Genomic DNA, 11,223 nt, shown 5'->3' with positions numbered 1-11,223 from the left:
GTCGACCTCGGTCCGGCGCCGGCCGAAGGGCAGGCGCGGCTGTTGATCGCCGCCCGGCTCGGGTCGACCCGATTGATCGACAACGCCGCCATAACGCTCGGATTTCCCACCGACGAAACGTCGGTCGGTTCGGATGGATATGCCATATCAACCCGGAGGAATTGATGTTTCGGACGATGCTCAAGTCGAAGATCCACCGTGCCACGGTCACCCACGCCGACCTGCACTATGTCGGATCGGTGACTATCGACGCCGATCTGATGGATGCCGCCGACCTGCTCGAGGGTGAGCAGGTGACGATCGTCGACATCGACAATGGCAATCGGCTGGTCACCTACGCCATCACCGGCAAGCGCGGCACCGGTGTCATCGGAATCAACGGTGCCGCAGCACATCTGGTGCATCCCGGTGACCTGGTGATCCTGATCGCCTACGGCACGATGGACGACGCCGAGGCGCGCCGCTACCAGCCCCGGATCGTGTTCGTCGACTCCGACAACAAGCAGGTCGACCTCGGCACCGACCCGGCATTCGTGCCGGATGACGTAGCCGACCTGCTTTCGCCCAGAAGCGTGGGGTAGTCGTGCTGCTGGCTATCGACGTCCGTAACACCCACACCGTCATCGGCCTGATCGCCGGGTCGGGTGAGCACGGAAACGTTGTGCAGCAGTGGCGAATCCGCACCGAGGCGGAGATCACCGCCGACGAGCTGGCGTTGACCCTGGACGGACTGATCGGCGACGACGGTGAACAGCTCACCGGCGCTGCCGCGCTGTCCACCGTGCCGTCGGTGCTGCACGAAGTGCGAGTGATGCTCGATCAGTACTGGCCCTCGGTGCCGTCGGTGCTGATCGAACCGGGCGTGCGTACCGGGATCCCGCTGCTGGTCGACAACCCCAAGGAAGTCGGCGCTGACCGGATCGTCAACTGTCTTGCTGCTTTTCACAAGTTCAACAAGGCGGCGATCGTCGTCGACTTCGGTTCGTCGATCTGCGTCGACGTGGTGTCGGCCAAGGGCGAATTCCTGGGCGGCGCGATAGCCCCCGGTGTTCAGATCTCCTCGGATGCCGCTGCGGCCCGCTCTGCGGGGTTGCGTCGGGTCGAGCTGACCCGGCCGCGCTCGGTGATCGGCAAGAACACCGTCGAATGTATGCAGGCCGGCGCCGTGTTCGGCTTCGCCGGGCTGGTCGACGGGCTGGTTCGCCGGGTCCGCGACGATACGCCGGGCTTGGCCGACACCACCGTGGTGGCCACCGGGCACACCGCCCCGCTGTTGCTCGCGGACCTGGAGACGGTCGACCACTACGACGCCAATCTCACCCTGGACGGTTTGCGCTTGGTGTTCGAGCGCAACCGGGACAGTCAGCGGGGCAGGCTGCGGCCGGCGCGCTGATCGTTCGCCGGTTGACTAAGCTGGCACGTCGTGAGCTCTGCCGATACCCCCGACAGCCCAGAGCTGTCGCACCCCGAGGACCCCGACCTTCCCGAGCAGTTCCGGATTCGCCGTGACAAGCGGGCGCGGTTGCTGGCCCAGGGCCGCGACCCCTATCCGGTGGCGGTGGATCGCACCCACACGCTCGCCCAGATCCGGGCCGGCTACCCCGACCTCGCCGCCGACACCGAAACCGGCGACATCGTCGGCGTGGCAGGTCGGGTGGTCTTCGCACGCAACTCCGGAAAGCTGTGTTTCGCCACCCTGCAGGAGGGCGACGGTACCCAGTTGCAGGTGATGATCAGCCTGGCCAGCGTCGGCGAACAGCTGTTGGAGTCATGGAAGGCCGATGTCGACCTGGGCGACATCGTTTTCGTGCACGGCGAGGTGATCAGCTCCCGTCGCGGCGAGCTGTCGGTGTTGGCCGACTCGTGGCAGATGGCGTCGAAATCGCTGCGGCCGCTGCCGGTCGCGCATAAGGAGATGAGCGAGGAGTCGCGGGTACGGCAGCGCTACGTCGACCTGATCGTCCGGCCGGAGGCGCGTACCGTGGCTCGCCAGCGAATCGCGGCCATTCGCGCGCTGCGCAACGCACTGGAACGTCGCGGATTCCTCGAAGTCGAAACGCCGATGTTGCAGACATTGGCCGGCGGGGCGGCGGCCCGGCCGTTCGTCACGCATTCGAACGCACTCGATGTCGACCTGTACCTGCGAATCGCTCCTGAGCTTTTCCTGAAACGCTGTGTTGTAGGTGGCTTCGAGCGGGTCTTCGAACTCAATCGGGTGTTCCGAAACGAAGGCGCCGATTCTACGCATTCACCCGAATTCTCGATGCTGGAGACCTACCAGGCCTATGGCACCTATGATGACTCGGCCGTGGCCACGCGGGAGATTATTCAAGAGGTCGCCGACGAGGTGATCGGGACGCGTCGACTACCACTGCCCGACGGCAGCATCTACGACATTGACGGCGAATGGGCGACCGTGGAGATGTACCCGTCGCTGTCGCAGGCGATCGGCGAGGAGATCACCCCGGCGACCTCAGCGGATCGGCTGTGGGCGGTGGCCGACCGGCTCGGTGTCGAGATTCCCACCGACCGCGGGTACGGGCACGGCAAGCTGGTCGAGGAATTGTGGGAGCATGCCGTGGGTAATGCCCTGAGTGCGCCCACATTCGTGCGGGACTTCCCGGTTGAGACGACTCCGCTGACGCGGCAACACCGCAGTATCGACGGCGTCACCGAGAAGTGGGATCTGTACATGCGCGGGGTCGAACTGGCCACCGGCTACTCCGAACTCATCGACCCGGTGGTGCAGCGCGCGCGTTTCGAGGACCAGGCGCGCGCCGCCGCGGCCGGCGACGACGAGGCGATGGCACTGGATGAGGACTTCCTGATGGCGATGGAACACGCGATGCCGCCCTGTACCGGCACCGGAATGGGCATCGACCGCCTGCTGATGGTCTTGACGGGCCTGTCAATTAGGGACACCGTTTTGTTCCCGATTGTTCGGCGCCACGGCAACTGAACTCCTGACGGCGGCTGTTGTGTTGAAGCGGGCGTATTTTTATGGCACATTGGTCCGCGAGGTCGAATACGGCTTTGCGCACAGTTTGCGCGCGGGAAAGCTAACTTAGGGGTACCGATGGCGAAAAAAGTGACCGTCACCTTGATCGATGATTTCGATGGTGAGGGTGCCGCCGACGAAACAGTCGAATTCGGGCTGGACGGGGTGACCTATGAGATCGACCTTTCAACCAAGAATGCCACGAAACTGCGCGCCGACTTGAAGAAGTGGGCGGACGCGGGCCGTCGGGTCGGCGGCCGGCGGCGGGGACGGGCCGGTGGCGCCCGCCGCGGCGCGATCGACCGTGAACAAAGCGCCGCGATCCGCGAATGGGCTCGCCGCAACGGCCACAACGTGTCGACCCGCGGCCGTATCCCGGCCGACATCATCGACGCCTTTCACGCCGCCACCTGAGCCGCACGCACCGGCGTTTCGCTGCGGGCGAACCCGGTGACCCGGCGGAACGCATTCGGGGGTCACGGCGTTACTCCCTTGCATCAGGTGCCAGGCCTTTCGGGGTCTGCCACCCGCAAGTGGTCGATATCGGTACGCATTGCACGGCAGGTCCCAGCGCGCTCGGCCGCCCACTACAGTGGACGGCAGGTACGCGCGGCCGAGCCGAGGCCGACCAAGTACCGATGGTGAGGGAGAGCAGGTAAACACCGATGTTCGAAAGATTTACCGACCGGGCCCGCAGGGTTGTCGTGCTCGCGCAGGAAGAGGCGCGGATGCTCAACCACAACTACATCGGGACCGAACACATCCTGCTGGGGCTGATCCACGAGGGCGAGGGCGTGGCCGCCAAGTCGCTGGAGTCGCTGGGCATCTCCCTGGAGGGGGTGCGCAGCCAGGTCGAGGAGATCATCGGCCAGGGCCAGCAGGCGCCGTCCGGGCACATCCCGTTCACTCCGCGCGCCAAGAAGGTGCTCGAGCTGAGCCTGCGTGAGGCGTTGCAGCTCGGCCACAACTACATCGGCACCGAGCACATCCTGCTCGGCCTGATCCGCGAGGGCGAGGGCGTCGCGGCACAGGTGCTGGTCAAGTTGGGCGCCGACCTGACCCGAGTGCGCCAGCAGGTCATCCAGCTGCTGAGTGGCTACCAGGGCAAGGAGACCGCCGAGGCCGGCACCGGCGGCCGGGGCGGGGAGTCCGGCTCGCCGTCCACCTCGCTGGTGCTCGACCAGTTCGGCCGCAACCTGACCGCCGCGGCCATGGAGGGCAAGCTCGACCCGGTGATCGGCCGGGAGAAGGAAATCGAGCGGGTCATGCAGGTGCTGAGCCGGCGCACCAAGAACAACCCGGTGTTGATCGGTGAGCCCGGCGTCGGTAAGACGGCCGTGGTGGAGGGCTTGGCGCAGGCCATCGTGGCCGGCGAGGTTCCCGAGACCCTGAAGGACAAGCAGCTCTACACCCTGGACCTGGGTTCGCTGGTGGCCGGCAGCCGCTACCGCGGTGACTTCGAGGAACGGTTGAAGAAGGTCCTGAAGGAGATCAACACCCGCGGCGACATCATCTTGTTCATCGATGAGCTGCACACCCTGGTGGGCGCCGGCGCGGCCGAGGGCGCGATCGACGCGGCCTCGATCCTCAAGCCCAAGCTGGCTCGCGGCGAGCTGCAGACGATCGGCGCCACCACCCTCGACGAGTACCGCAAGTACATCGAGAAGGACGCCGCGCTGGAGCGACGCTTCCAGCCGGTGCAGGTCGGTGAGCCCACCGTGGAGCACACCATCGAGATCCTCAAGGGCCTGCGGGACCGCTACGAGGCCCACCACCGGGTCTCGATCAGCGACTCGGCGATCGTGGCCGCGGCCACCCTGGCCGACCGCTACATCAACGACCGGTTCCTGCCGGACAAGGCCATCGACCTGATCGACGAGGCCGGTGCGCGGATGCGGATCCGCCGGATGACCGCGCCGCCGGACCTGCGCGAGTTCGACGAGAAGATCGCCGACGCGCGCCGGGAGAAGGAATCCGCGATCGACGCGCAGGACTTCGAGAAGGCCGCCAGCCTCCGCGACCGCGAGAAGCAACTGGTCGCCCAGCGCGCAGAGCGTGAGAAGCAGTGGCGTGCCGGCGATCTCGACGTCGTGGCCGAGGTCGATGACGAGCAGATCGCCGAGGTGCTGGGCAACTGGACCGGCATCCCGGTGTTCAAGCTGACAGAGGCCGAGACCACCCGCTTGCTGCGGATGGAAGACGAGCTGCACAAGCGGATCATCGGGCAGAAGGATGCCGTCAACGCGGTCTCGAAGGCGATCCGTCGTACCCGTGCCGGGTTGAAAGACCCCAAGCGGCCGTCCGGCTCGTTCATCTTCGCCGGTCCCTCCGGTGTCGGTAAGACCGAGCTGTCCAAGGCGCTGGCGGAGTTCCTGTTCGGCGACGACGACGCGCTCATCCAGATCGACATGGGCGAGTTCCACGACCGTTTCACTGCGTCGCGGCTCTTCGGTGCCCCTCCGGGCTACGTCGGCTACGAGGAGGGCGGCCAGCTGACCGAGAAGGTGCGGCGCAAGCCGTTCTCGGTGGTGCTGTTCGACGAGATCGAGAAGGCGCACCAGGAGATCTACAACTCGCTGTTGCAGGTCCTCGAGGACGGTCGGCTCACCGACGGGCAGGGTCGCACGGTGGACTTCAAGAACTGCGTGCTGATCTTCACCTCCAACCTGGGCACCTCTGACATCTCCAAGGCGGTCGGACTGGGCTTCACCCAGGGCGGCGGGGAGAACAACTACGAGCGGATGAAGCTCAAGGTCAACGACGAGCTCAAGAAGCACTTCCGCCCGGAGTTCCTCAACCGCATCGACGACATCATCGTCTTCCACCAGCTCAGCAAGGAAGAGATCATCCAGATGGTGGATCTGATGATCGGCCGGGTGGCCAAGCAGCTCAAGGCCAAGGACATGGACATCGCGCTGTCCGACAAGGCCAAGTCGCTGCTGGCCAAGCGTGGCTTCGACCCGGTGCTGGGGGCGCGTCCGCTGCGGCGCACCATCCAGCGCGAGATCGAGGACCAGCTGTCGGAGAAGATCCTGTTCGAGGAGCTCGGCCCCGGCCAGCTGGTGACCGTCGACGTCGACAACTGGGATGGCGAGGGCCCGCAGGAGGACGCGGTGTTCACCTTCGTCGGCAGCCAGAAGCCGGCCGAGGCGGACCTCGCTCAGGCAGGTGCGCCGGCCGAATAGCCGCCGAGCATCCCCCGCAAGCGGGAGGTGCCCCCACGCGAAAGCCCCCTTTTCCTTTAGGAATTGGGGGCTTTCGCGACTGTTCGCCCGCTCAGCGCGCTGCCGGCAGCAGTCCGAACGCCTGCTTGGCCACCTGCAGCATCCAGCTGCCGACGCTCTTGCCGTGATCACGCGGCCAGTTGAGCTGGAAGCTGACAACCCACGGTTGGCCGCCGCGGTCGACGGCGTACCAGCTGAAGGTCAGGTCGCCCGGCAGGCCGCCGGCTTTCGCGCCGATGTAAGGCCAGTCGGCGCGGGGCAGGTCGATGCCGCGGACCGCGGACAGGATCTCGCGGACCGGAGCGGCCTTGCCCACCGCACCGGCCTGTAGCGCCACGTGCACCCGGCAGATGTCCTCTGCGCTGCCGTACCACTCCGCGCCGTAGGCCGACGCCGGAACATGTGCGCGGATCGGATCCGGCTCGTACGGTCGGGAGCTGGCCTGCTGCAGTAGCTTTGCCCGCTCTTGCGGGGAGCCGTGCTGCCACTGCTCGCGCAGGTCGGGTTTTCCCCAGCCCACCGAGAACAACTCGTACATGGTGGGAAACGGCGTCATGCTGGCCGGGTCGTGGTGGCCGGCGGTGACCAGTGCCTGCTCGACGGCATGGGTTCCCACATGGCCGATCAGCAGGTCGGTCGCCATGTTGTCGCTGGTGGCGATCATCTTCTCGGCGGCCTTGCGCACCGACACGTGGGCGCCCTCGGGCAGTTCCTCCAGTCCCGACGAGCCGACCACCTTGGCCCGACCGGTGATGGTCAGCGGGTCGTCCCAGGACACCCGGCCGGCCCTTACCTCGTTGGCCACCGCCAACAGCACATACAGCTTGAAGATCGACGCCAGTGGCAGCGACTGCCGGGCATTGGTGCCGGCCACCGGCCGGCACGTGCCGTCCTCGATGCGCGACGCCTGATAGGAGTAGCGCGCGCCGGTCCGGCTCAACACCGCGTCGAGGTCACGCCAGGAGCGGATCGTCGGTGCCTCGGTGGTCGGTTTGAACAGGTCCACCATCCCGTTGTCGTCGGTGCGGATCCTGATGTCTTGGTGGGCACCGTAGGAGGTGGTCAGGTGCAAGGTGGCCGCGCCGGCGCTGATGTCGACGCTGTCCAGCTGAAACGGCCGGTCCCACCACAGCGACTCCATGGTGGCGACCACCTGATCGACCTTGTCCGGTGCGGCCAGGGTGGCCACCCCGACCGGGCCGATCGGCCAGTCGGAGTTGAGCATGTCCATGGTCTGCTTGGCGCGCAGACCCGGCGGGGTCTTGGTGGAGATCGCCGCCCCGCCGGTGTCGGCCGGTGAGGCAGGCGAGGGGGCACAGCCGGTGGCCGACGCGGCGAGCAGGCTCGCCAGGGCCACGGCGGTCGTGCATGCCGCCAGTCGGCGCTGCACCGAGCTAGGCCTGGGAGGCGGTTCCGGCCACGTCCAGCACGACCTCGAACTCCAGCAACGACGCACCGGTCGCCACCGGCTTGGCCCGCTGCCCGGCGTGTGCTTCGACGGCGGGGCCCTGAGCCCACGCCTGGAAGGCCTCGTCGGACTCCCAGTGCGTCACCACGAAGTAGCGGTCTTCCCCCTTGACCGGCCGCAGCAGCTGGAAGCCGAGAAAACCGGGCTGGTTCTCCACCGCATGCGCACGGTGGGCGAACCGGTTCTCCAGCTCCGGGCCGGCGTCGGCGGGCACCTCGATTGCATTGATCTTGACCACGGACATGTGGCCTAGGCTACCGTGCCCCGGGTGGACACCGCCTCGAGCGAGCTGCTGACCTATCGCGGCGGACACGGCGCACCGCTGGTGTTGGTCCACGGCCTGATGGGTCGCGGCAGCACCTGGCCGCGGCAACTGCCCTGGCTCAGCCGGCTGGGGGCGGTCTACACCTACGACGCGCCGTGGCATCGCGGTCGCGACGTCGCCGACCCGTACCCGATCGCCACCGAACGGTTCGTTGCCGACCTGGCCGCCGCCGTCGAACAGCTGCCGTGTCCGGTCCGCCTGGTCGGCCACTCGATGGGCGCGTTGCACGCCTGGTGCCTGGCGGCCAGTCGGCCCGAGCTGATCTCCGCGCTGGTGGTGGAGGACATGGCGCCGGACTTCCGGGGCCGTACCACCGGCCCGTGGGAGCCCTGGGTTCATGCCTTGCCGGTCGAATACACCCGTGCCGAGCAGGTGATCGAGGAGTTCGGCGACATCGCCGGGCGGTACTTCCTGGAGGCCTTCGACCGCACCGCGACCGGCTGGCGGCTGCACGGCCGGCCCGAGCGGTGGGTGCAGATCGCCGCCGAGTGGGGCACCCGCGACTACTGGGACCAGTGGCAGCAGGTGCGCTGCGCGACATTGTTGATCGAGGCCGGTAACTCGGTGACACCCGCCGGCCAGATGCGCGAAATGCACCGCCTCGCCGGCCAGAGCAGCTACCTGCACGTCCCGGACGCCGGTCATTTGGTGCACGACGAGGCGCCGCAGGCCTACCGCGAGGCCGTCGAGTCGTTTCTGTCGTGACCGGGCAGCGCAAAGCGGCCGTCGGCAAGCTGTTCCACCAGGCCGTCGTCCAGCAGTGAGGCCAGTGCGCGCTCGCGCTGCACCGCATCCGCCGGCCACGCCACGTCGAGGTCGGCGCGCGTGACCGAGAATTCGTTGTCCCTCAACACATCCAGCAAGCGCCCACGCACCTGCCGATCGGTGCCGGCATAGCGTTGGGCGGGTCGCCTGGGGCCGTGGGCTGACGGTGAGCCGGCCAGCCGCCAGCGGCAGTGCTCGCGTAGCGGACAGCTGTCGCAAAGCGGTTTGCGGGCCGTGCACACCAGCGCCCCGAGTTCCATCAGGGCCGCTGAGAACCGGGCTGCCCGAGCGGAATCGGGCAGCAGCGCGGCGACATCGGCGCGGTCGCGCTTCGCCGACGGGCCCGCCGCACCGGCACGTCCGTGCACGGCCCGGGCCACCACCCGGCGTACGTTGCCGTCCACCACCGGGACCGGTTTGCGATAGGCGAAACAGGCCACTGCCCGTGCGGTGTAACTGCCGATCCCGGGCAGTTGCTCCAGGGTCTCGACGTCGTCGGGGACCACGTCGGCAAAATCCCGGGCGATCGTGACCGCGCATTCGTGCAGCCGCTTGGCGCGGCGCGGATAGCCCAGCTTTCCCCAGGCCCGCAACACGTCCGCGGGGGTGGCGGCGGCTGTCGCCGACGGTGTGGGCCAACGCGCCACCCAGTCCGTCCAGATCGGCAGCACCCGCGCGACCGGGGTCTGCTGCAGCATGAACTCGCTGACCAGGATCTGCCACGCCGACACCCCGGCCGCCCGCCACGGCAGATCCCGTTCGGCGGAATCAAACCAGCTCAGTAGGTCACCGGCGTCGACGGTCATCGGTCCGCCGTGCACAATGTCGGAATGCCCCACTCCAACCCGATATCCGCATGGAAGGCACTCAAGGAGGGTAACGAGCGCTTCGTCGCCGGCGAACCCCTCCATCCCAGCCAGGACGTCGCGCGGCGCTCGGCGCTGGCCGGCGGCCAGACGCCGACCGCGGTGGTGTTCGGCTGCGGCGACAGCCGGGTGGCTGCCGAGATCATCTTCGACCAGGGCCTCGGCGACATGTTCGTGGTCCGCACCGCCGGTCACGTCATCGACTCCGCGGTTCTGGGCTCGATCGAGTTCGGGGTAGAGGTGCTCGACGTGCCGCTGATCGTGGTGCTGGGGCACGACAGCTGCGGGGCGGTCAAGGCCACCTTGACGGCCCTCGACGACGGTGTCGTGCCGGGCGGCTACCTGCGTGACATCGTCGAGCGGGTGACACCGTCGATCCTGGTGGGCCGGCGGGAAGGCCTCAGCTGCGTGGACGAATTCGAAGCCCGCCACGTCAACGAGACGGTGACGCAGTTGGCCGGGCGTTCCAGGATCATCGCCGACCAGATCGAGACGGGGCGGCTGGCGATCGTCGGCGCCACCTATCACCTGGCGGACGGCCGGGTGCAGACCCGCAATCACCTCGGCGACATCGGCGAAGAGTCGTAGCTCTCCCCGGGGGTATCTTGGTCGGCCGGGCAACCGGCGGGGCCCGAATACTCGGGCTAGGTCACAATGCGGCAACGACACGCCGTGAAGGGTCGGACAACTCGCAGTGAGCTCGTCCTACCGTGAGAACGTGATCGATTTAGAACCGCAGGGTCCGCTGCCTTCGCAGATCTACTGGCGACGCCGGGGACTGGCGCTGGGCATCGCGGTCGCGGTGATCGCGGTGGTGGCGGCCATCATCTTCGCTGTCGTGGACAGCAGCGCGGGAGCTGAGAACGCCGACGGGAAGAAGACGACCGCCACGCAGCAAGCCAAGCCGCCGGGCGCGCCGGCCGAAGAGGCCAAGACGCCCGTCGTGCCGCCCGCCGAGGAGGCTCCTCCGCCGGTCCCGACGCCGACCGCGGCGGTGATCCCGCCGCCGGTGCTCAAGGAGGGCGACGACTGCCCCGACTCGACACTGGCGGTCAAGGGCATCACCGGGCCGCAGTACACGGTGGGTGAGCAGCCGCAGTTCACCATGGTGGTCACCAACATCGGCCTGGTCGCGTGCAAGCGGGACGTGGGGGCAGCGGTGTTGGCCGCCTACGTCTACTCGCTGGACAACCAGCGGCTGTGGTCGAACCTGGACTGCGCGCCGTCGAACGAGACCCTGGTGAAGACCTTCGATCCCGGCGAGCAGGTGACGACCACGGTGACCTGGACCGGAATGGGCTCAGCGCCGCAATGTCCGCTGCCGCGACAGCCGATCGGTCCGGGCACCTACAACCTGGTGGTTCAACTGGGCAATCTGCGGTCCGCGACGGTGCCGTTCATGCTGACCGAGCCCGCGCCGGACGCCCCGCCGCCGCCGATCGACCACCTTCCGATGCCGGAAGCGCCGCCGGGCAACTAGATCGCCCGGTCGGGCGTCAGGACCGAAGCAACCGCGGCGGCGCCGGCCGCCCCGCGCCATGGTCGGCGATGTCGACCAGGTGGTGAAGCGCCGCAAC

Annotated in this window: 11 protein-coding genes and 1 pseudogene; 9 read left to right on the top strand and 3 right to left on the bottom strand. The window is 67.7% G+C overall.

Annotated elements, in window-relative coordinates:
* The 6 genes and pseudogenes from DQP56_RS25365 to clpC1 form a co-directional block, all read left to right on the top strand.
* Positions 1-165: pseudogene (locus DQP56_RS25365) on the top strand (pantoate--beta-alanine ligase); the annotation flags it as partial.
* Positions 165-581 carry an aspartate 1-decarboxylase gene (panD, locus tag DQP56_RS19065; protein WP_112688092.1) on the top strand — a complete coding sequence of 139 codons (417 nt, stop codon included), beginning with the start codon at positions 165-167 and terminating at the stop codon, positions 579-581. The pseudogene DQP56_RS25365 and the gene panD, both read left to right, overlap by 1 nt.
* A 2-nt stretch (positions 582-583) precedes the next feature.
* A complete protein-coding gene (locus DQP56_RS19060) occupies positions 584-1,393 on the top strand; it encodes a type III pantothenate kinase (protein ID WP_112688090.1) in 810 nt (269 codons plus the stop codon).
* A gap of 30 nt (positions 1,394-1,423) precedes the next feature.
* Positions 1,424-2,959 (top strand): lysine--tRNA ligase, encoded by a 1,536-nt coding sequence (gene lysS, locus DQP56_RS19055; RefSeq protein ID WP_205868922.1) that lies wholly within the window; start codon positions 1,424-1,426, stop codon positions 2,957-2,959.
* 117 nt (positions 2,960-3,076) lie between these two features.
* Positions 3,077-3,412 (top strand): histone-like nucleoid-structuring protein Lsr2, encoded by a 336-nt coding sequence (gene lsr2 / locus DQP56_RS19050; protein WP_112688088.1) that lies wholly within the window; start codon positions 3,077-3,079, stop codon positions 3,410-3,412.
* Positions 3,413-3,663: 251 nt separating this feature from the next.
* Positions 3,664-6,183, top strand: coding sequence for an ATP-dependent protease ATP-binding subunit ClpC (gene clpC1, locus DQP56_RS19045; RefSeq protein WP_112688085.1), 2,520 nt, complete (start codon positions 3,664-3,666; stop codon positions 6,181-6,183).
* 91 nt (positions 6,184-6,274) lie between these two features.
* On the opposite strand, the gene DQP56_RS19040 is transcribed toward clpC1, so the two are convergent.
* Both DQP56_RS19040 and mhuD read right to left on the bottom strand, forming a co-directional pair.
* Positions 6,275-7,612, bottom strand: coding sequence for a serine hydrolase (locus DQP56_RS19040; RefSeq protein WP_112688082.1), 1,338 nt, complete (start codon positions 7,610-7,612; stop codon positions 6,275-6,277).
* A 4-nt stretch (positions 7,613-7,616) separates the two neighbouring features.
* Positions 7,617-7,934 carry a mycobilin-forming heme oxygenase MhuD gene (gene mhuD / locus DQP56_RS19035; RefSeq protein WP_083038977.1) on the bottom strand — a complete coding sequence of 106 codons (318 nt, stop codon included), beginning with the start codon at positions 7,932-7,934 and terminating at the stop codon, positions 7,617-7,619.
* Between the two features lie 24 nt (positions 7,935-7,958).
* Between mhuD and DQP56_RS19030 the strand changes: the two genes are divergently transcribed.
* Positions 7,959-8,720, top strand: a complete 762-nt coding sequence (locus DQP56_RS19030; RefSeq protein WP_370492572.1) for an alpha/beta fold hydrolase — start codon at positions 7,959-7,961, stop codon at positions 8,718-8,720.
* On the opposite strand, the gene DQP56_RS19025 is transcribed toward DQP56_RS19030, so the two are convergent.
* Positions 8,687-9,586: an iron-sulfur binding domain-containing protein gene (locus DQP56_RS19025; protein ID WP_112688098.1), complete on the bottom strand. Its 900-nt coding sequence runs from the start codon at positions 9,584-9,586 to the stop codon at positions 8,687-8,689. The genes DQP56_RS19030 and DQP56_RS19025 overlap by 34 nt on opposite strands.
* Positions 9,587-9,610: 24 nt before the next feature.
* Between DQP56_RS19025 and DQP56_RS19020 the strand changes: the two genes are divergently transcribed.
* Positions 9,611-10,234 carry a carbonic anhydrase gene (locus tag DQP56_RS19020; protein ID WP_112688096.1) on the top strand — a complete coding sequence of 208 codons (624 nt, stop codon included), beginning with the start codon at positions 9,611-9,613 and terminating at the stop codon, positions 10,232-10,234.
* 130 nt (positions 10,235-10,364) lie between these two features.
* Positions 10,365-11,126 (top strand): hypothetical protein, encoded by a 762-nt coding sequence (locus DQP56_RS19015; protein ID WP_205868921.1) that lies wholly within the window; start codon positions 10,365-10,367, stop codon positions 11,124-11,126.
* The last annotated feature ends 97 nt before the right edge of the window (positions 11,127-11,223 follow it).

Origin of the sequence: Mycolicibacter senuensis, assembly GCF_003284925.1 — a bacterium.
GTDB lineage: Bacteria > Actinomycetota > Actinomycetes > Mycobacteriales > Mycobacteriaceae > Mycobacterium > Mycobacterium algericum_A.
This window is presented reverse-complemented; position numbering and strand designations above follow the sequence as displayed.